Genomic DNA, 20,407 nt, shown 5'->3' with positions numbered 1-20,407 from the left:
TTTGCGCGGCCGGAGCATCACGGGGCCGGGCCATCCCTACCCGGCGACCCCACCCCCCGGCCCGGCTCCGGGCCGCACCCAGCGCACGCCGGGCAGCCCCTCCGGACCGGAGCCCAGATGCCGGTCCACCACGTCCATCCATGCGCTGACGGCGGGGGAGAGCGGGCGGTCCCGGTGGCGGACCAGGGTGATGGTGCGGGAGCGCTCCGGTACGAGGGGCACAAAGGTCAGGCCGGCGAAGCGCATGAGCGGCAACACGAAGCCCGGGACGGGCGCCACGCCCAGGCCCGAGGCGGCCAGGCCGGCGACGGCGGCCACGTTCTGGGCGCGCACGATCGTGGCGGGGGAGACGGCGGCGTCGTCCAGGGCGGCGGACACCGCCTTGTGCACGCTGGAGGCCGGGCCGAAGGCGATCAGCGGCTCGGACTGCAGATCGCTCCACTCCACGGTCTCGGCACCGGCGAGCCGGTGATCGGGGTGCACGGCCAGGAAGAAGCTGTCCGTGGCGATGGGCCGCGCCACGTACTCCGAGCCGCCGCCCGAGCCGCCGGCCGAGTCGTCGCCCGCGCCGCCGCCCGAGTCGCCTCCGGAGCGGCCGTCCCCCGGATGCGTGGTCAGCGCGAGGTCGGCCCGCCCGCTGCGCAGGTGCTCGGTCACCTGGTCGCTGAGGTTGTCCTCCACGTGCACCGCCACGTCGGGGTGGAGCCGCTGGTAGACGCGGATCATCGGCGGCAGCAGGGTCGCGGCCAGGGACGGCAGCGTGGCGATGGTGATGCTCCCCCTGGTGCCGGCGAGGTAGCCCTCGATGTGGGCCAGCCCGGTGTCGACGTGCTCGATCACACCCTGCGCCACGGTCACCACGGCCTCCCCGTCACTGGTCAGCAGGACGCGGCGGGTGCTGCGCTGGAACAGCGGGGTGCGCAGCCGACGCTCGGCCTCCAGCACGGTGCGGCTGAGCGAGGACTGCGCGACCCCTAGTTCGGCGGCGGCGAGCGTGAAGCTGCGGTGATGGGCGACGGCGACGATGGCCCGGAGGTGATGCACGCCCAGATTCATGCTCATGGCACATGAATCTATCGCCGAATGATGTTGGACTGCATAACGTGAGTCACCTCACACTGTGTGGAGCCGACGAAAGGGGCTCTCGTGCTCGCATGGGCAGGTTTTCTCACCATCGGGGTGATTCTGGCTCTGCTGCTCTCCAACCGCGTGGCGGCGGTGGTGGCGCTGGCGGGGGTGCCGATCGTCTTTGCCCTGATCGCCGGGTTCGGACCGGCGGAGATCGGCGAGTTCGTCGCCGACGGGCTGGGCGGCGTGGTCGGGGTGACGGTGATGTTCGTCTTCGCCATCACCTACTTCGGGGTGATGCGCGACGCCGGGCTCTTCGACCCGCTGATCCGGTGCATCGTCCGCTGGGCGGGCAACGCCCCGGTCACCATCTGCGTGGCCACCACCGCGCTGGCGATGGCCGCCCACCTCGACGGCGCCGGGGCCACCACGTTCCTCATCACCATCCCGGCCATGATCCCGCTCTTCGACCGCCTGGGCATGAGCCGGCTGACGCTGAGCGTGTGCGTGGGCCTGGGCGCCGGGACCATGAACCTGCTCCCCTGGGGCGGGCCCACCGCGCGGGCCGCGGCGACCGCCGGCGTCCCCGCCAACGACCTGTGGGTGCCGCTCATCCCCGCCCAGCTCGCCGGCATGGTGGTCGCCCTGGCCATCGCCTGGTTCCTCGGCGCCCGGGAGGCCCGGCGGATCGGGGCCCTGCAGTTCGAGCCGGCCACGACCGCGCCGGCCGCGGCGACCACCACCACAACCACGACGACGACGACAACGCCCGCCGGCCCCCCGACCACGGGCGACACCCCGCCCGCCGATGAGCCGGCCCCGGAGGACCAGGCCGAGCCCGCCGGCGTCGACGAGCTCACCGAGGAGGAGCGCGCGCTGCGCCGCCCCCGCCTGATGTGGTTCAACGCGGCGCTGACGATCGCGGTGCTGGCCGCGCTCATCGTGGGCGTGGCCCCGCCGGAGCTGATCTTCCTCGTCGGCGTCGTGGTGGCGCTGGTCGTCAACTACCCGGGACTCAAGAGCCAGACCGCCCGCATCGAGGCCCACGCCACCGGCGCGATGCTCATGGCGACCACCCTGCTCGCCGCGGGATCGTTCCTCGGGATCCTCGAGGGGTCGGGGATGATCACGGCCATGGCCGACGCGGCGACGTCCGTGATCCCCTCCTCCGCCGCGCCGGGCCTGCCGGTGATCATCGGCATCCTCGGCGTCCCGCTGAGCCTGCTGTTCGGGCCGGACGCGTTCTACTTCGGGGTCCTTCCCGTCCTCAACGCCCTCGGGGAGCAGTACGGGGTGTCCTCCATCGAGATGACGCAGGCCGCGCTGCTCGGCCAGGAGACGGTCGGCTTCCCGATCAGCCCCCTCACCGGCTCCTTCTACCTGCTCGTGGGCCTGGCAGGCGTGGACATCGGCAAGCACATCAAGGCGCTGTTCGGCTGGGCGTGGCTGGTGAGCATCGTCATGGTCGTCGTGGCGCTGCTGACCGGCGTCATCGCCTTCGGGGCGACCGCATGAGCCGCGGGCCGGAAATCATGAACCGCGGTTCGGGCCGCACGGGCCGAGGCCCGGGCCGCACGATCCGGCTGGGCGCGGGCGCGGGGTTCGCGGGCGACCGCATCGACCCGGCCGCCGAGCTCGCCCGCTCCGCCGCGCTCGACTACCTGGTCTTCGAGGTCCTCGGGGAGCGGACCATCGCCGCGGCCAACGCGCAGCGGATCTCCGGCGCGGGCCACGGATACGACCCGTTGCTCCGGCGCCGGGTGGAGGCCACGCTGCCGGACTGCCGCCGCAACGGCACGACCATCATCACCAACGGCGGCGCGGCCGACCCGGTCGCAGCGGGCGCGCTCGCCGTCGAGATCGCCCGGGAGCACGGGCTCACCGGGACGCGGGTGGGGGTGATCAGCGGCGACGACGTGCTCGACGCCGTGCGCCGCATCGACCCCGTCCTGTGGGAGACCGGCCGGCCGCTGTCGGCCGAGTCCGACGAGGTGGTCTCCGCCAACGCCTATCTGGGGGCCGCGCCGGTCGCCGAGGCGCTGGCCGGGGGCGCCGACGTGGTGATCGCCGGCCGCCTGGCCGATCCCGCGCTGTACCTGGGCGCGATCGCCCACGAGCACGGCTGGGACCTGGCCGGGGACCCCACTCTGCTCGGCCAGGGGACCGTGGTGGGGCACCTGCTGGAGTGCGCGGGCCAGCTGACGGGCGGGTACTTCGCCGACCCCGTCACCAAGCCCGTCCCGGGCCTGGATCGTCTGGGTTTCCCGTTCGCGGACGTGGCCGCCGACGGCCAGGCCGTGCTGTCCAAGCTGCCGGGCTCCGGGGGGCTCATCGACACCCGCACCGTGACCGAGCAGCTGCTGTACGAGGTGGGCGACCCCTCGGCCTACGTCACCCCCGACGTCGTCGCGGATTTCTCCGGCGTGACTCTCGACCAGGTCGGCCCCGACCGCGTGCAGGTCACCGGCGGCGACGGGACGGCGCGACCGGACGAGCTCAAGGTCACCCTGGGCTTCCGCGGTGGCTGGCTGGGGGAGGGGCAGATCAGCTACGCCGGGCCCCGCGCCCTGGACCGCGCCGAGCTGGCCGCGGACATCGTGCGCCGCCGCCTGGTCGACGTCCACGGGCTGGACGAGCAGACCGTACTGGTGGAACTGATCGGGGCCGGAGCCGCCTTCCGAGGGCTGGCCGAGGCCGGCGACCCGGTCGAGGTGCGGTTGCGGGTGGCGGCCCGCGTCCCGGACCGGGCTGCGGCCGAGGCGGTGGGCTGGGAGGTCGAGTCGCTGTACACCAACGGTCCGGCCGCGGGCGGCGGCGCCCGGAAGCACGTGCAGGAGGTGCTGGCCATCCGCTCCTGCACCCTGCCCCGCGCGCTGGTCCACACCCATGTCAGCATCGAGGAGGCCTGATGAGCGGCGTAATGAGCACCGTCGACAGCTACGCCGACGTCCGCACCGGGGACAAGGGGGACACCCTGATCCTCGACGTCCTGGCCCGGGATCAGGCTGCGTACGACCTGCTCGCGGGCGCCTTGACCGCGGAGGCCGTGGCCGCCCACTACGCGCTGGACCTCACCGGGCCCGTGGTGCGGCGGCTGCTGCCCGGGCTGCGTGCTCTGGTGTTCGTCCTGCCCGGCGCGCTGGGGGGCGGGGTGACCGGGTCGCCGGTGCTCGACGGCCACGGCAAGGCGCTGAGTTATCACTTGCTGGGCTACCGGCTGGACGGGCCCGCCTAGTAGGCCCGCCTAGAAGACCCCGGCCATGCCCCCGACCCCGCGCGCGAGCAGCATCAGGGCGCCGGCGGTCACCACCACCACGGCGACCTTGCGACCGGCCTCCGAGGTGACCCGCCGCGCGACGAGTCCGCCGATGAGCAGGCCGATCGGCACCATGGCCACCACGAGCCCGATCACCGGCAGCGGCGGCAGTCCGGAGATCGGCGCGGCGCCCAGGCCCACCTTGGTGATGACCGAGGTCAAACCCATGGTGAAGAAGATCGGCTGCAGGGTCGCGGCAAAGGAGCGCTGCTGCCAGTTGGTCGCCTGCGCGTAGACGAGCATCGCGGGCGCGGCCACGCCCACGGCGGTGTTGAGGAATCCCCCGGCGGTGCCGGCCATCGCGGCCGGGACGGCGCCGCTCACCGGCGGGATGCGGACAAGGGCTGTCATCAGCAGCGTGCCTATCAGGGCGGCCCCGATGATCACCTCGAGCGAGCTGCGGTCGGCGGCGCCCACCAGGAGCGCGCCGGGGACGGACCCCACGACGATCAGGGGCGCGAGGCGGATGTACCGCTGCCAGTCGATGTCTCGGCGCAGCGTGATGCCGATGAGCACGGCGGAGACGGTGGTGGTGAGGTTGGTCAGCAGCACCCCGGCGACGGGCCCGAGGAGCAGCGCGAGGGTGGGCGCCACCACCAGCCCGACGCCCATCCCGCTGACCCGCTGCAGGACCGTGCCCAGGATGACGGCCGCCGCCGCGACGATCAGCAGGAGCGGAGCGACGTCGACGGGCATGGGGAACAGCATTGCAGGCGGGCGTGGGCGCGAGCCGGGGCGCCTGGTCCGGCTGCCCCGGGCCCCGTTCTGGCGCATACTCTCCCCATGCGATCCATCTGGAAGGGCGAGGTCTCCTTTGGTCTGGTGAACGTGCCGGTCAAGGTGTATTCGGCGACCGAGGACCACGATCTGCGCGCGCGGCAGGTGGACAAGAAGGACGGGGTGCGGATCCGCTACAAGCGGGTGCGGGACGACAACGGCGAGGAGGTCGAGTACTCCGACATCGCCAAGGCGTACGAGTCCGACGACGGCGAGACGGTGATCCTCACCAAAGATGAGTTGGCGTCGCTGCCGGTGGAACAGAACCACGAGATCGAGGTGACGGAGTTCGTCCCGGCCGATCAGGTGGATCCGGTGGCCTTTGACAACGCCTACTTCCTGGAGCCGGCGTCACGCTCCAACCGGGCGTATGTGTTGATGCGAGAGGCGCTGGAGTCCACGGACCGGTTGGCGATCTGCACGTTCACGCTGCGCAACCGCACCCGGTTGTGTGCGCTGCGGGTGTACAAGGACGTGCTGATGCTCCAGACGCTGCTGTGGCCGGATGAGATCCGCCCGGCGATCCTGGAGGGCCTGGACAAAGAGGCCAAGGTCCGGCCGCAGGAGGTCAAGATGGCGGCCTCGCTGATCGAGACCATGGCCGCGGATTTCGAGCCCGAGAAGTACGAGGACGACTACCAGAATCAGCTCAAGGAGCTCATCGAGGCCAAGGCCGCCGGCGGGGAGGCGTTCACCGTGGAGGAGCGCGAGGAGGCTAGCGACGACGACGGCGACGACGAGGTTGCCGACCTGCTCGCCGCCCTGCGCGCGAGCGTGAAGGATCGCGGGGGCGAGGCGGACGACGAGTCCGACGACGACGAGGATTCCGGCTCGGGGAAGAAGTCGTCCGCAAAGAAGAGCAACTCGAGCTCGGCCAAGAAGACGGCAACCAAGAAGGCTCCCGCCAAGAAGGCAGCGGCTAAGAAGTCGACTGCCAAGAAGGAGCCCGCTAAGAAGTCGACCTCAAAGAGTTCCTCGGCCAGGAAGAGCACTGCGAAGAAGGCGCCGGCCAAGAAGAGCGCGTAGCGCCAATCACCGCCTCTAGAGCTCCCACTTCACGGGCTGGGAGATCACGTCGGCCAAGTAGCGGCGGTAGTACCGGGCGGAGCGCTCGACGAACACCTGCATGGCGGCTTCGGCCGCGTCCGGGTCGCGGCGGCGCATCGCGTGGAGCAGGTCGGACTGGAGTTCGGCCGCCTCCAGCCTGGTGGCGAGGGGGTGCTCGCTCGGCTCGGCGTCGCGGACGAGGAGCCACAGGGTCTCCATGACGATCTTCAGTGCGGGGTTGCCGACCGCGTCGTAGACCGTGCGTTGGAAGAGCGCATTGTTGAGTTGGAAAGCGTCGTGGTCGTGAGGGTCTTCGAGGATCCGGTCGAGAGCACCCTGCATGACGTCGATCTGGTGGTCGGTGACGGTCGCGGCGGCGGCGCGCGCGACGATCGGCTCGAGCATGAGCCGGACGTCGATCACGTCGCTGATGGTCGCGCCGTTGATCTGGAAGAACAGCTTCATCGTCTGGCCCAGCGACTCGAGCTGCGGAATCGTGGCGATGGGGCCGCCACCGATGCCGGCTTTGACCGTCACCAGGTCGCGGCTCTCGAGCAGCCGGAGTGCCTCCCGGACAGTGGTACGCCCGACGTCGTACTCCTCGACCATTTCCTTCTCGGTGGGGAGACGATGCCCCTCCACGAGGCCGCCGGAGAAGATCTTCTCGGCGATGAGGTTGCCCACCCGCGCGGACAGCTTGCGCCCGCGCGGGTGGGGGGTGTCGGATCCTCTGGGGCTCATCGCTCTCCAGCGTATCGGGCGCGCGGAGTGCTGATGGCGCTAGTGGACCGGTGCCATCTCGGGGCGCTCCTCGTCGACCTCGGGGAGGTCGGACGCCTTGTACAGCGCCCCTCGGATCGTGAGGAGGGTCAGTCCGCCGATGATGCTCGCTCCGATGAGGAAGTAGGCGGGTGACAGGGGGTCGCCGGTCCGGTCGATGAGCCAGGTCGCGATGTACGCCGCGGTTCCACCGGCCACCACGGTCGCGAGGTTGAAGCCCAGCGCCACGCCGGTGAGGCGCACCCGTGAGTCGAACAGCTCGGGGAACACGGGGGCCGTGCTGACCTGGATGAGCGGGGTGCACACGGCGAAGAAGGCGAATGCCAGTCCGGCGACGCCGAGCCCGTGCCCGGTCATCAACGACATCGCGGGGTAGGCGAACACGGCCGCCCACAGCAGGCCGATGGTGAGCATGGTGCGGCTGCCGAAGCGGTCGACGAGGAGGCCTGCGATCGGCATGAGGGAGGCCACGAACACGATCACGCCGGCAGCGGTCCACGTGACCGCGGTCTGGCTGTATCCGCCCTCGCGGACGAGGTGGATGCCGATGTAGGTGAGCACCATGTAGCCGGTGGCGTTCTGGGCGATGCCCAGACCGAAGACCTGCAGGACCTGGAACGGCTGGCTGGCGAGGAGTTCCTTGAACGGGGACTTGGCCAGATCGGCGGAGGCGGCGGCCTCCTCGAACTCGGGGGTGTCCTCGATGCGCGACCGGAGCCAGAGGCACAGCAGGAGCAGGGGCAGTCCGGCGATGAAGGGGATCCGCCAGCCCCAGCTCGTCATCTGGACATCGGAGGTGAGGGCAGAGGTGGTGGCCACGACGATCGCGGCAAGGGCGAAGCCGGTGTTGGAGCCGAGCGCGACGATGGATCCGCCCAGTCCGCGACGCCGGGGCCCGACGATCTCGTAGACGTAGGTCAGCGCCCCGCCGAGCTCTCCACCTGCGGAGAATCCCTGGGCCAGACGGGCGATGACGAGCAAGGTCGGGGCGAGGACGCCGACCGCCGCGTAGGTGGGGAGGAACGCCATGATCAGAGTGGCGACCCCCATGAGGATCACGGAGACGAGCAGGGCGCGCTTGCGGCCGTAGCGGTCGCCCAGGCGCCCGAAGAACAGTCCGCCGATCGGTCGCATGAGGTAGGCCGAGGCGAACACGGCCAGGCTGGCGAGAAGGGACGCGGTGGGGTCGTCGCTCGGGAAGAACAGCGGGCTGACGACGACGGCGAGGTAGGCGTAGACGGTCAGGTCGTAGTACTCGACCACGGTTCCGATACCTGCGGCCGCAACGGACCGTCGCTTCGTGGGTTGAGCTTGTGTCAAGTGAATCACCTTCTCGGTGAGGGGGATTGGGGGAGTCGTCGCCTGGCAAAACATGTGCATATTTAGGGAGACGTGGGTTACTGTAGAGGGACACGATCCGATTCGGCAAGCATTTCGCGAAGGAGGAGATATGCGACCCACCCGATTGCCCGACGACCGCAGCGTGGCCGCGTTCCGCGCGGCGGGCCACTGGCAGGACCGGCCACTGGACCACTACCTGGACCGTGCGGCCCGCCTCTGGGGCGAGCGCACCGCGGTGGTGGACGGCGACCGACGGGTGTCGTTCTCCGAGGTCTACCGGGACGCGATGCGCCTGGCCGCAGCGCTCATCGAGCGCGGGGTGCGGTCGGGAGACGTGGTCTCCTTCCAACTCCCCAACTGCGCCGAGGCGGTGGTCGTCTACCACGCGCTGCACCGGATCGGCGCGGTGGTGAACCCGATCGTCCCGATCTACCGCGAGCGCGAGGTGGCGTTCATCGCCACGCAGGCGCGGTCGAGGGTGGCGATCATCCCGGGCGTCCACCGGGGGTTCGACTACGCGGAGATGTATCGGGGGCTCGCCCCGGACCTGCCCGATCTCGAGCTTGTCATCACCACCGATTCCGACCGGCGCGAGGGCGTCGAGACGCTGGCCTCCCTGCTCGACTCGGTCACGGATGATCAGGTGGACCGGGTGCACGCCCTGCCGTCACCCGACCCGGACGACGTCTGCCTCCTGCTCTACACCTCGGGCACCACCGCCGACCCCAAGGGTGCGCTGCACAGCCACAACACGCTGGTCTTCGAGAACCGGTCGATGATCGACACGTTCGGGCTCACCGCTCAGGACGTCATCTTCAACCCCTCGCCGGTCACCCACATCACCGGCGTGAACTGCGCCCTGACGCTCCCGTTCCTGCTCGGTGCGCCGGTGGTCCTCCAGGATGTGTGGGACTCCCAGAAGGCCCTGCGGCAGATCCGGACCGAGCGGGCGAGCTTCATGATCTTCGCGACCCCGTTCCTTCGCGGGCTGCTGGACGCCGCGCGGGACTCCGGCCTCGAGACGCCGTCGATCCGCTACATCATCTGTGGGGGAGCGGACATCCCGGATGCGCTCGTCACGGAGGCGGACGAGCGGCTGGGGACGATCACCCGGATGTACGGCGCGACCGAGGGGCCCTCGGTGACCTCGGCCAACCTGGCGGACGGCCCGGAGCTGCGCAAGTACTCGGACGGCCGGGTGTTGGCGCCGACGGAGGTGGTCGTCGCCGATGAGGCCGGCCGAGCAGTGGAGACCGGTCAGGTCGGCGAGGTCCTGTGGCGGGGCCCGGACACCTTCCTCGGCTACCTCGACGCCGCGCTCAACCACGACGCCTTCACCGAGGCCGGGTTCTTCCGCACCGGCGACCTCGCCCGCGTTGACGAGCGCGGCGGCATCCACATCGTCGGGCGCATCAAGGACATCATCAATCGCTCCGGCGAGAAGATCAGCACACACGACGTGGAGAACCAGCTCAGCGAGCATCCGCTGGTCGTCGAGGTCGCCGTGGTCGCCGGCCCGGATCCCGTCACGGGGGAGCGGGGCTGCGCCTTCGTCGTCACCCGGGGCCGGGCCGACCTGTCGCTGGAGGAGGTGCGGCAGTTCCTCGTGGACCGGGGGGTCGCCGTGCAGAAGGTCCCCGAGAGCGTGTTCGTGGTGGACGCCCTGCCCAAGACGGCCAGCGGGAAGATCCAGAAGTTCGCTCTCCGTGACTTCACGCGGGACAGATCCACCGCCCCCGAGCAGATGGCGGCCACGAGTCTCGTGGCCGTCCACGAGAGGTGAGAGAGATGGCACCGACTATCACGACGACGACGAGGACCGCGGTCGCGGATCCGGTGACGGTCACCGAGGTCCGCGAAGGCATCGCGCTGGTCGAGTTGGCGCGCGGCAAGGTCAACGCGCTCGACGGTCACGCCTACCGCAGGATCGCCGAGACCTTTGACGCGCTCTCCGATGACGAGTCGTACCGCGCGGTGATCCTCACCGGCCGTGGGAGGGTCTTCTGCGCCGGCAACGACCTGAACGAGTTCCGGACGATGGACGGCGGGAACGGCGATGCCGCCATGCGTGACGCCCGCCGCGCCTTCTTTGCCGTGATGGAGTGCAGGCTGCCGGTGATCGCGGCGGTCAACGGTCCGGCACTGGGCAGTGGGATGGGGCTGACGGCCAGTGCCGACCTCGTGGTGGCCTCGGACCGCGCGACCTTCGGACTGCCCGAGATGCAGGTCGGGGTCCTCGGCGGAGGCCGGTTCACCGCGCGGATGCTTCCCGAGCAGGCCATGCGCAGGATGTTCTTCACCGCCGAGGCCGTGGACGCCGCGACGTTCCGGAGCTGGGGTGCGCCGATCGAGATCGTGCCCCATGCCGAGCTGAGGGACAGGGCGCTCGAGCGCGCCGAGGTGATCGCGAGCAGGAGCAGGTATGCCCTGACGCTCGCCAAACAGTCGCTCAACGGGTGCGAGGGGATGGATATCCGGAGCGGGTACGAGCTCGAGCAGTCCTACACCGTCCGGCTCTCCGAGCATCCGGATTCCACGGCCGCCGTCGAGCAGCGGCTCGCGGCGATGAAGGGAGTGACCACATGACGGCGACAGTGATCCCCGCGGAGACAGGGCAGGACGGCGCCGAGGACCTGAGGGCGTTCGAGGCCGCGAGTCGCGCCTGGCTCGACTCCCGCCTGCCCCGGCGGGACGCGGCAGAGCAGGCCCCGAAGTACTCGATCTTCCACAACCTCGGCCACGAGGACGAGAGGGCGTTGATCGATGGGGGACGCGCGTGGCAGGCCGAGCGGGTGGACGCCGGCTTCGGCGCCATGACGTGGGCCCCGCAGTGGGGAGGCCGGGGTCTGACCGCGAGCCACGAGCGGATCTACGCGGGCGTGGAGCGTGAGTACCTCACCCCGGAGCGGCACGAGAACATCCTCGTTACGGTCGAGCTGGTGGCGCCGACGCTCCTGGAGCTGGGCAGCGACTGGCAGCAGGAGCGGTTCATCCGCCCGTTCCTCCGCACGGACGAGTTGTGCTGCCAGCTGTTCTCGGAACCGGGTGCGGGATCGGACCTCGCGGGTCTCTCCACGAGGGCCGTCCGCGACGGGGAGAGCTGGCGCGTCAACGGCCAGAAGGTGTGGAGCTCGGGCGCGCAGTTCTCCGAGTGGGGTCTGCTCATCGCCCGGTCGGACCCGGCCGCACCCAAGCACAAGGGCATGACGGCGTTCATGGTCCCCATGGACCTCGAGGGCGTCGAGGTGCGTCCGATCCGTCAGATGTCGGGCGGGTCGACGTTCAACGAGGTGTTCCTCACCGACGTCGTGCTGCCGGACGAGTTCCGGGTGGGCGAGGTGGGCGACGGTTGGCGGGTCGCGCTCACCACCCTCGGCTTCGAGCGTCAGTCCAGCGCGGGGATCGTCGACGCCGGCGGCAACACGGCCGACCTCATCCGGCTGGCGACCTCGCTGGGCCTCACCGGGGCGGCGGAGGTCCGCGGACGGATCGCGGAATCCCACCTCTACGAGCGCGCCCAGGCCTTGCTGGTCGCCCGGTACGCCGAGCTGGAACAGGCCGGCGCGGTGCCGGGCGTCGAGGGGTCGATTGGAAAGCTGGTGTGGACCCAGAACCTCAAGCGGGTGGGGGACGCGGCGGCGTCGTTCCTCGGCCACCGGATTCTCGCCGACACCGGCGAGGCGGACACGTTCGCCTGGACCCAGCATCTGCTGGGCGCCCCGGGTTATCGGATCGCCGGCGGTTCGGACGAGATCCAGCGAAACATCATCGGTGAGCGCGGGCTCGGACTGCCGCGCGAGCCCCGGTAGGAGGCGGACATGCCCATCAACCTCAGCACAGAACAGAAGGACCTGGCCGAGACGCTCGACGATGTGTGGTCGCGGATCGCGCCCGGGCACGACGTGTGGCCGTCGATCCGTGAGCTCGGGCTCACCGAGATCCCGTTCCCCGAGGCCACGGGTGGCGCCGACGGCACGTTCCGGGACCTGACCGTGGTCATGACGGGTCTCGGCCGCACTCTGGGATCGGCGCCCTACCTCTCCTCCGTCGTGATGGCCGGCCTCGCGCTGCTCGACGCCGCTGACCGGGACACGCGCGCCGAGCTCCTGCCCGGGATCGTGTCGGGCGCGCGGACCGCCGCCCTGGTCTGCGGGCCGGGGATCGTCACCTCGGCCATCCGCGGCGAGGTCGCGGCGGAGCGGGAACTGAGCCTGACGGGGGTACAGCACGCGGTCGTGGACGGGGAGAGCGCGGAACTCCTCGTCGTCGTCACACACGGCCCCGACGGCACCGAACTCGCCCTGGTCGAGGGTTCGGCGCCCGGCGTACGGCGGTCGGTCGGCGAGCAACTGGACGGCACGCGCCAGCTCGCGACCGTCGAGTTCGACGGGGCGACGGCGCGCCGCATCTCGGGACCGGATGTCGCGTCGCGTCTCGGGGACGTGCGCTCACGCATCCTCATCGCCCTGGCCGCCGAGCAGGTGGGCCTCGCGCGGAGGTGCCTGGAGATGGCGGTGGAGTACGCCGGGACGCGTCAGCAGTTCGGGCGGACCATCGGCTCCTTCCAGGGGATCAAGCACAAGCTCGTCGACCTCCTCGTGGCCATCGAGCTGGCTGAGGTCACGGTGCTCGACGCGTCGAGTGGCGCCGAGCGGGGTTGTGACGAGTCAGGTACTGCCGAGCCGGGAGGGACAGAACTGGCCTCCCGCGCCGCGGCGGCGCGCGTGCTGGCCTCGCGAGCGGCAATGACGGCAGCGGAGGAGGCGATCCAGGTGCACGGCGGAATCGGATTCACCTGGGAGCATCCGCTGCACCACTACTTCCGGCGGGCCAAGGCCGATCAGCTTCTCTTCGGCGACGAGTACCCGTACGTGCAGTCCGTGGGGGAGTCGCTCGTCCATGGCCGAGGGGTGACGCGCCCGAGGCGTGTCAGTGAACCCGCCTGACCGGGGCTGTCGGCCGTTAGCTGACGGTTGTGGAGTCGGCGTGGGGTTCCTATAGTGGTTCTCAGTCGGAGGCAACACTGACCCCCCCTCACGTTGCCGCCGACTCCGCCTCGATGCGCGGCCTACGCTGACCACCCCCGGTCGCGGACGTGCATCGTGCGACAGAGTCGCTGGCGGCCGTCGGACCCCCCTCCACGGCCGCTGGCGATTCGCCTTTTATCAGCAGTTTCCCACCCTGTTGACAGGGTCAGCAGGCGGGCGCCACGAGCGCCTTCACGTACCCGCCGGTCTCGTGCAAAAGAGCATTCTTGCGCGACTTCGACAGCGGTCGGGGAGTGTCGGTGACGTACACGGAGCCGTCGAAACACTGCTCGAAATAGATCCGGACTCGCGACACGTGGCCCCAGTACGTCACCACGAGGAGCGAATTCCACCCCCGTTCGCGGGCGATGCGGGTGGCCGCGGTGGTCTCACCCTCGGTGGTGTCGACGTCGGGTGCAAAGCATTCGATGTCGATGTCGATGTCGCGTCCGTCCCTGGTGCGGACTGGAGTTGAGGCGCAGTAGGCGTCGCGAAGGCCTGCGTAGGCCCCCGTGGAGCTGGGCGGGCGGGAGACAAGTATCCGGTCTGTTACGCCCTCCTCGGCAAGATGACGGGCGTACACATATCGGTCGTCGTTAGCCCCCGCGACCACGACGATTGCGTTCACCCGGTCGGGCGAGTCGACTCGCGGGTGGAGTACCGCGCTGCCGGCGGAGAGGCCCGCCACGGCCGCTACCAGCACAAAGAGTGTCGTGGCAACAAGCGCCGCTCTACAGCGGCGGGAACGGCGTCTCACCGGGACGAGCTTACGGAGCGGATGTGAACGCGATGGGTAGCGATGCGCCTGCTTGCGAAGCAGAGATTAAGTGAATCCATGTTTATCGTGTGAACGATGGGTCCTGAGGCGCGCCCCAGCAACGTAATGTCAGCGCGTGGCACGACTGACGATTGTCGGACTCAACCATGCCGTTACTGCTTTGAGGAAAGGACCCTGGAGTGGATCTGCGGGACCTGTTGTCTGTACTGCGTGCCCGCTGGATCGTCATCGTGGCTGCCACTCTCGTCGGAGGGCTGATCGCACTGGGGTTGAGCTTGCTGACGACGCCCACGTACCAGTCAAGGGTCCAGTTCTACGTCACGGTCTCTGCGGGCGATTCCGCCTCTGCGGCCTACCAGGGATCCCTGGGCGCCCAGCAGCGCGTCCAGTCCTACGCGGAGCTGGTCAAGAGTGCGGACATCGCTCAGGAGGTCGTGGACGTCTCGGGGGTGGATCTCAGCGCGGCGGCCGTCGCTCGGGCAGCGACCGCATCCGCCGGCAACAGGACAGTACTTCTCGATGTCTCTGTGACCGATACCGATCCTGATCGAGCCCTCCGAATGGCCCAGGGATTCGGCGACGTTCTTCCAGAGGCCATCAACCGCCTGGAGATTCCGGATGGGGGTGGACCGGCGCTGGCCAAACTCACCGTGGTCAACCCCCCCGCGCTGCCGTCCTCGCCAGTTGCGCCGAACACCGAGCAGAACGTAGTAATCGGGCTCGTACTTGGCCTGCTGGCGGGAGTGGGGCTCGCCCTCCTCGTCAACGCCCTTGATCGCCGGGTGAAGTCCAAGGAACAGCTCGAAGCGATGACCGGCACACCCGTGGTCGGGTCGATCCCGTTTCGTAAGAACGAGGACAAAGAGGGGGGCGCAGAACACATCGTGCCTTTCCGCGAGGGGCACTCCCCTGCGGCCGAGAGTTTCCGTCGGCTCCGAACAAACCTCCAATTCCTTAACGTCGACAACCCCCCGCGCGTCATCGTGCTCACCTCGTCGGTGGCTACTGAGGGAAAGTCCGAGACAGCGATCAACCTCTCGCTCGCTCTCGCCGAGGCGGGGAACCGGGTTCTCCTGATCGAGGCGGACCTTCGGCGACCGCTGGTGGTGAGCTACATGTCGATGCCGGACAAGGTGGGCCTCACCAATATCCTCTCCGGACAAGCAGAGTTCGCAGACGTGGTGCAGGAAACGCGGCACGAGGGTGTGGACCTGCTGGCCTGTGGGCCGCTGCCGCCCAACCCCTCGGAGCTCATCGCCTCGGAGATGGCGCGAAAGCTCCTCCAGGATCTGCGCAGAACCTACGACTACGTGATCATCGATTCTCCACCGCTGCTCCCCGTGACCGACGGGGCACTTCTCGCCCGCATTGCCGACGGGGCCTTGCTCGTGGTGCGCACGCATCGGACGACGAGCGACCAGGTCGTTCAAGCCGTGGACAATCTAGAAAAGGCCGATGCCTCCCTGTTGGGCATCGTGACGGTAGCAAACAGGCCCGCCAAGAAGGGGACGAGTGGCTACTACGACTCGTACTACTACTCGACGAGCAAGTCCGCATCTGCCCCGGAGGCGTGATGTCTTTTCCCATGGATCGCCTGTGCCACTTGACCGAGGACCGGACATGACTCGCAGCGCACGATTAATCGGTAGTCGTCGACCAGTCGGCAGTATTGGCAGCTTGGCCTTTTCCCCCTGGATGCCTATCGATGCCCTGCTGTGGGCGGTAATGCTCGTGGCCGCGCTGTGGATGCGGTACGACTTCTCGGTCGACCAGCTGTCTACGACGCTCGGGATGTCGCGGTTCTATGTAGTTCTGCTCGGGGTGGTGGCCTTCAGCTGGGTCGCCGGATGGGTGGCGGGTCTCTACCGCGGTCGGTTCATTCCCGGGAGCCTGCTCGAGACGAGTGTTCTGGTCGTGGTGTTTGCCGGAGCCTCTCTCGTGGTATTCGCAGGACATCTCGCCGGGGAGAACTTCGTCGGGGTGCCGCGATCCACCGCGCTTGTCGCGGGCGCGTTCACGATCCTCGCCGCACTGGTTCTGAGGTCGCTGGTGCGGCGTAAGGAACTGTTCGGCGCCGGCGCTGCGGCAGGGGCCGAGCCAGTCCTTGTGTTCGGCGCCGGGGACGGTGGTCGGCAACTGGTCGGCCAGCTCCGACGGTCCTCCGTGTCGAAGTTCCGGCCGGTGGCCATTCTGGACGACGATCCGGAAAAACTAGGGCTGGTTGTTGATGGAATCCGAGTGCGCGGCGCACGCGAGCACATTGCCCATTTCGCGCAAAAGCTTGGGGCCGGCACGCTTCTGATTGCCGTTCCCAGCCTGCCTGGCGAGGAATTGGTCGATATTCGCGATCGTGCGGAAGAGGCAGGGCTTCACGTACTTGTGCTGCCGCCTATCGATTCGATGATGAAAGCCCGCGTGGCTGTCGACGAACTGCGTGGCATCAACGTCACCGATCTCCTTGGTAGGGCTCCGGCGCGGCTGAATCAAACCCAGATCGCCGAGTACATCCGTGGTAAGCGCGTTCTGGTGACCGGCGCAGGCGGGTCGATTGGGTCCGAATTGTGTCGCCAACTTGTGAGGTTCAGACCCGGCGAATTGATGATGCTCGACCGTGACGAATCTGGTCTGCACGCGGTGCAGCTCTCCATCCAGGACCAGGCGATGCTCGACGGCGAGGACACGATCCTTGCGTCGATTCGCGACCGCGGGGCGATCGCCGAGATCTTTGCCAAGCGCAAGCCGCAGATCGTCTTTCACGCAGCAGCGCTCAAGCACATGCCGCTACTCGAGCACTATCCCCTTGAGGCTCTCAAGACCAACGTCGTGGGCACCCTCAACTTGTTGGACGCGGCAGAGGCGAGCGGGGTGGAGACCTTTGTCAACATCTCGACAGACAAGGCGGCAAGTCCGTCGACATCGTTGGGGACGAGCAAACGGATCGCTGAGCGGCTGACTGCAGCCCGCGCTGCTACGGCGGGCAATGCCAAGTATGCCTCGGTGCGATTCGGGAACGTGCTCGGCTCCCGCGGCTCAGTACTCACGGTGTTCGAGAAGCAGATCAAGGACGGCGGGCCGGTCACGGTGACGGACCCCGACGTGACCCGGTACTTCATGACCATTCCCGAGGCATGCCAACTCGTCCTCCAAGCCGCAGTCGTGGGCGACTCGGGCGACACCTTGGTGCTGGACATGGGCGAGCCGGTGAGAATCGCCGACGTCGCCAGGACGTTGATTCAGCAGTCGGGCAAGGACATCGAGATCGTGTACACCGGTTTGCGTGAGAACGAGAAGGCTGCCGAAGAGTTGTTCGACAAGTCGGAAGTGCCGATCGCAGGCAAGAAGCACGAGGCGTTGTCCCAGGTTCGAGTTCCCCCGCTTCACTTGGCTCCGGAGAAACTGGAGTGCTTCGAGGAACATGAGATCGCTCGGCGATGGATGGAAGTCCACGCCAACCCGTCTACGCCGATCAGCAACGTCGGATGAGCCGCATGCGCATTCTCGCCGTCCACCGCTACTTCTGGCCGGACACCCCGCCTTACGCGTCGTTTCTCCGATTGATCGGAGGCCGCTGGGTGGCCGACGGACATCAGGTGGAGATTCTGACGGCGCAGCCGTCGTATACGTCTGCCCATGACGTGGGGCCACGACCCCGTTCGGAAATGGTGGATCAACTGTCCGTCTCCCGAGTCCCCGTGGTGCCTGAGGGCGGACGTCTACCTGGGCAGCTGATTAACCTGGTGGTGTTTCCGGCCCAGGTCGCCGCTCGGATCCTGTTTGGCCCACACCGAGACGTGGTGATGTGTTCCACCGCGCCCCAGGTCACACTGGGCTTCGCTGTGTCTCTCGCCGCTAAACAGCGCAGGACATCGTTCATCTATCACTGTATGGATCTGCACCCCGAGATCGGCCGGCTGTCGGGCGAGTTCGCGAACCCGCTCGCCTACAGTGTGTTGGCTGCTATGGACCGTGCGACGATGCGCCGGGCCGCGCGCATCGTCGTGCTCTCCGAGGACATGCGGGCCGCGGTGATCAAGCGAGATCCCTCCCTGACCTCAAAGATCGAGATCCTCAACAACTTCGCTCTCCCTGACTTCGAGGTCGAGGAATCCTCTCCCCTGGCAGATCCGCCCGAGGGAACACTACGCATCGTGTTCACAGGCAATCTGGGCCGATACCAGGGCCTGGAATCCGTGATTGATGCGTTGCGACTCCTGCCGCCCGGACTGCCGGTGGAGATGGTCTTCATGGGGGAGGGCAAAGCCAAGCACGACTTGGTAGCGGCAGCAGCAGGGATTGGACATCGTCCAGATGTGGACGTCTGGTTCTTGCCGCACGGCTCGCCCGCCTCCGCACGAGCGCTCATGCGCACCGCCCACCTGGGACTGGTGTCGCTCGCTCCTGAGGTGGTCAAGTACGCATATCCGAGTAAGACAGCGACGTATGCAGTGGAGGGACTCCCCCTCCTCGTCGCCTGCGAGCAGGACAGCGAGCTTGCGAGATCAGTTCGCGAGGGAGGCCTTGGCGTGACGGTTGCGACTGGCAATGCAGAGGCGATGGCAGGAGCGATCCAGAACGCGCGTTCGCAATGGGAACGTGACCGAACGGAAAGCTGGCGGTCCGCAATCGCTGACCATGCGCGACAGGCTTTTGACGAGAACGCGATGCTCGATCGATGGGCGCGTCTGGTCCAGGAGGCACCGATGCAGGAGAGATCGGCGAGTAACACCAGCGACGTGGTGATCATCGTCGGAGCGCCGCGATCGGGCACCAACATGCTCCGCGATGTCCTGACGTCGCTTGACGGTTTCACCACGTGGCCCTGCGACGAGATCAACCTCATGTGGAAGCACGGGAACTTGGACGTGGCCCACGACGAGCTGAACCCTGACCACGCGCGACCCGAAGTGGTCCGATACCTCCGTCATCAGTTTCAGAAGCTGGGTCGGAAACACGGCGCGCACACGGTAGTGGAGAAGACCTGCGCCACGTCGCTTCGTGTCGGGTTTGCCGCAGCCGTTTTTCCAGACGCGAAGTTCATCTTCATCCGGCGGGACGGCGTCGACGCCGCACCGTCGGCGATGAAGCGGTGGAATGCGGCCTTCAGCCTGAGGTACACCCTGAAGAAAGTCCGATGGGTGCCACCAAGCGACCTACCCCGCCACTTGTACGAGTTCGGGGCCAAGAAGGTTCGTCAACGACTTGCGGGCGACGCTCGGAGAGACGCTGTCCATCACAAGGTTGCCACTTGGTGGGGACCCCGCCCTGCGGACTTTCGGAACCTTCAGCGCGAGCATCCTCTAGACGAAGTCGCGATAATTCAGTGGCAGCGCTGCGTGGAGAGCGCCGTCCGCGCTCTCAAGGACGTACCCGATGAGCAAGTAATCGAAGTCGGGTACGAGAACTTCGTTAACGAACCGTACCGGGAGCTACAGAGAATCACGCAGTTTCTCGGCATTACTGATTCGCCTCCTCGAAGCGCCGTCGAATTGGTTACTAAGGGGAGCGTGGGCAAGGGGCGACAGGAACTTGGGGCCGAAGCCTCCACCCGACTCGACAGAATAGCTCAGAGGACCTTGGGGACGCTTGGCTATGTCTGACAGTGCTGGGCCAATTGCCCCGCGCGGGCTGAGCCGACGGCAACAAGCCGTCAAGAGGGCGTTCGACCTGATCGTCGCGGTTCCCGGTTTCCTCATCCTATTGCCGCTGGTGGCCGCGGCTGTGGTCGCGGCCACGTTCGACACCGGAGAGTGGGGAGTATTTACCCAGCAAAGAATCGGGCGCTACGGGAAGCTCTTCCGCGTCCACAAGATTCGCTCGATGAGGACTTCGGGTACCCACGACACCACAGTGACGACCAGCAGCGATCCCCGAATCACGAGGCTGGGCGCAGCTCTCCGTCGTAGCAAAGTTGACGAGCTGCCCCAACTGTGGGATGTAATCACAGGCCAGATGAGCCTCGTAGGGCCTAGGCCTGACGTCCCCGGATGGGCCGACGAGTTGCGAGGTGAGGATCGATTAGTTCTTTCGATGCGACCGGGCATAACAGGGCCCTCGTCTCTGGCATTCAAAGACGAGGAAAGAACATTGTCTGAGGCAGATGACCCCGAGAAGCTCAACCGCGACGTCATCTGGCCTGAGAAGGTGCGATTAAACCGCGAGTACATCGAAAACTGGACTTTTAAGAATGACCTCACGATCATTTTAAGAACCGTGGGCGCTAAAAAGTGACGGCATCACCGAACTTGAGATCGAACGGGGCTCATGTCGTTATCA

17 protein-coding genes are annotated in these 20,407 nt (G+C 67.8%); 12 read left to right on the top strand and 5 right to left on the bottom strand.

The window, feature by feature from the left end; genetic code table 11:
* Nucleotides 1-36 precede the first annotated feature (36 nt).
* Entirely contained in the window at nt 37-1,062 is a 1,026-nt protein-coding gene (locus CT688_RS13375) for a LysR family transcriptional regulator (protein ID WP_107757300.1), read from the bottom strand.
* Between the two features lie 84 nt (nt 1,063-1,146).
* Here CT688_RS13375 and CT688_RS13370 point away from each other — a divergent pair, with 84 nt between their 5' ends.
* Genes CT688_RS13370 through CT688_RS13360 form a run of 3 tightly spaced genes read left to right on the top strand, consistent with a single transcriptional unit; the run spans nt 1,147 to nt 4,303 of the window.
* Nucleotides 1,147-2,583 (top strand): CitMHS family transporter, encoded by a 1,437-nt coding sequence (locus tag CT688_RS13370; RefSeq protein WP_107757299.1) that lies wholly within the window; start codon nt 1,147-1,149, stop codon nt 2,581-2,583.
* Between the two features lie 17 nt (nt 2,584-2,600).
* A complete protein-coding gene (locus tag CT688_RS13365) occupies nt 2,601-3,977 on the top strand; it encodes an acyclic terpene utilization AtuA family protein (RefSeq protein WP_107757298.1) in 1,377 nt (458 codons plus the stop codon).
* On the top strand, nt 3,977-4,303 hold the full coding sequence (locus tag CT688_RS13360) for a hypothetical protein (protein WP_197431425.1): 327 nt from the start codon (nt 3,977-3,979) through the stop codon (nt 4,301-4,303). Before CT688_RS13365 ends, CT688_RS13360 begins: the two co-directional genes overlap by 1 nt.
* Before the next feature lie 9 nt (nt 4,304-4,312).
* Here CT688_RS13360 and CT688_RS13355 read toward each other — a convergent pair whose 3' ends face one another.
* Nucleotides 4,313-5,080: a sulfite exporter TauE/SafE family protein gene (locus CT688_RS13355; protein ID WP_231750342.1), complete on the bottom strand. Its 768-nt coding sequence runs from the start codon at nt 5,078-5,080 to the stop codon at nt 4,313-4,315.
* 87 nt (nt 5,081-5,167) lie between these two features.
* Here CT688_RS13355 and CT688_RS13350 point away from each other — a divergent pair, with 87 nt between their 5' ends.
* Nucleotides 5,168-6,187 (top strand): Ku protein, encoded by a 1,020-nt coding sequence (locus CT688_RS13350; protein WP_107757295.1) that lies wholly within the window; start codon nt 5,168-5,170, stop codon nt 6,185-6,187.
* A gap of 15 nt (nt 6,188-6,202) precedes the next feature.
* Here CT688_RS13350 and CT688_RS13345 read toward each other — a convergent pair whose 3' ends face one another.
* Together CT688_RS13345 and CT688_RS13340 are read right to left on the bottom strand one after the other, a co-directional pair.
* Nucleotides 6,203-6,949 carry a FadR/GntR family transcriptional regulator gene (locus CT688_RS13345; RefSeq protein ID WP_107757294.1) on the bottom strand — a complete coding sequence of 249 codons (747 nt, stop codon included), beginning with the start codon at nt 6,947-6,949 and terminating at the stop codon, nt 6,203-6,205.
* Between the two features lie 39 nt (nt 6,950-6,988).
* A complete protein-coding gene (locus CT688_RS13340; protein WP_231750341.1) occupies nt 6,989-8,251 on the bottom strand; it encodes an MFS transporter in 1,263 nt (420 codons plus the stop codon).
* 187 nt (nt 8,252-8,438) lie between these two features.
* On the opposite strand from CT688_RS13340, the gene CT688_RS13335 reads away from it, so the two are divergent.
* Genes CT688_RS13335 through CT688_RS13320 form a run of 4 tightly spaced genes read left to right on the top strand, consistent with a single transcriptional unit; the run spans nt 8,439 to nt 13,275 of the window.
* Nucleotides 8,439-10,112, top strand: coding sequence for an AMP-binding protein (locus tag CT688_RS13335; protein WP_107757293.1), 1,674 nt, complete (start codon nt 8,439-8,441; stop codon nt 10,110-10,112).
* 5 nt (nt 10,113-10,117) lie between these two features.
* A complete protein-coding gene (locus tag CT688_RS13330) occupies nt 10,118-10,915 on the top strand; it encodes an enoyl-CoA hydratase-related protein (RefSeq protein WP_107757292.1) in 798 nt (265 codons plus the stop codon).
* Nucleotides 10,912-12,138, top strand: a complete 1,227-nt coding sequence (locus tag CT688_RS13325; protein ID WP_107757291.1) for an acyl-CoA dehydrogenase family protein — start codon at nt 10,912-10,914, stop codon at nt 12,136-12,138. Before CT688_RS13330 ends, CT688_RS13325 begins: the two co-directional genes overlap by 4 nt.
* Nucleotides 12,139-12,147: 9 nt before the next feature.
* Nucleotides 12,148-13,275 carry an acyl-CoA dehydrogenase family protein gene (locus CT688_RS13320; protein WP_107757290.1) on the top strand — a complete coding sequence of 376 codons (1,128 nt, stop codon included), beginning with the start codon at nt 12,148-12,150 and terminating at the stop codon, nt 13,273-13,275.
* A gap of 247 nt (nt 13,276-13,522) precedes the next feature.
* On the opposite strand, the gene CT688_RS13315 is transcribed toward CT688_RS13320, so the two are convergent.
* Nucleotides 13,523-14,113, bottom strand: a complete 591-nt coding sequence (locus tag CT688_RS13315) for an ElyC/SanA/YdcF family protein (RefSeq protein WP_231750340.1) — start codon at nt 14,111-14,113, stop codon at nt 13,523-13,525.
* A 200-nt stretch (nt 14,114-14,313) separates the two neighbouring features.
* On the opposite strand from CT688_RS13315, the gene CT688_RS13310 reads away from it, so the two are divergent.
* From CT688_RS13310 to CT688_RS13295, 4 genes are read left to right on the top strand one after another with little or no spacing between them, the layout of a single operon-like run.
* Complete coding sequence (locus CT688_RS13310) at nt 14,314-15,708, top strand: polysaccharide biosynthesis tyrosine autokinase (protein WP_107757289.1); 1,395 nt, start codon at nt 14,314-14,316, stop codon at nt 15,706-15,708.
* Nucleotides 15,709-15,754: 46 nt separating this feature from the next.
* Complete coding sequence (locus tag CT688_RS13305; protein WP_107757288.1) at nt 15,755-17,617, top strand: nucleoside-diphosphate sugar epimerase/dehydratase; 1,863 nt, start codon at nt 15,755-15,757, stop codon at nt 17,615-17,617.
* 5 nt (nt 17,618-17,622) lie between these two features.
* On the top strand, nt 17,623-19,731 hold the full coding sequence (locus CT688_RS13300) for a sulfotransferase (RefSeq protein WP_159078012.1): 2,109 nt from the start codon (nt 17,623-17,625) through the stop codon (nt 19,729-19,731).
* The gene (locus CT688_RS13295) at nt 19,724-20,362 is read left to right on the top strand and encodes a sugar transferase (protein WP_107757286.1); all 639 of its coding nucleotides are present in this window, start codon (nt 19,724-19,726) and stop codon (nt 20,360-20,362) included. Before CT688_RS13300 ends, CT688_RS13295 begins: the two co-directional genes overlap by 8 nt.
* Nucleotides 20,363-20,407: the final 45 nt, after the last annotated feature.

Source organism: Dietzia sp. JS16-p6b, from assembly GCF_003052165.1.
GTDB lineage: Bacteria > Actinomycetota > Actinomycetes > Mycobacteriales > Mycobacteriaceae > Dietzia.
The sequence above is the reverse complement of the archived record's forward strand: the minus strand, read 5'-3'. Positions and strand labels throughout refer to the sequence as shown.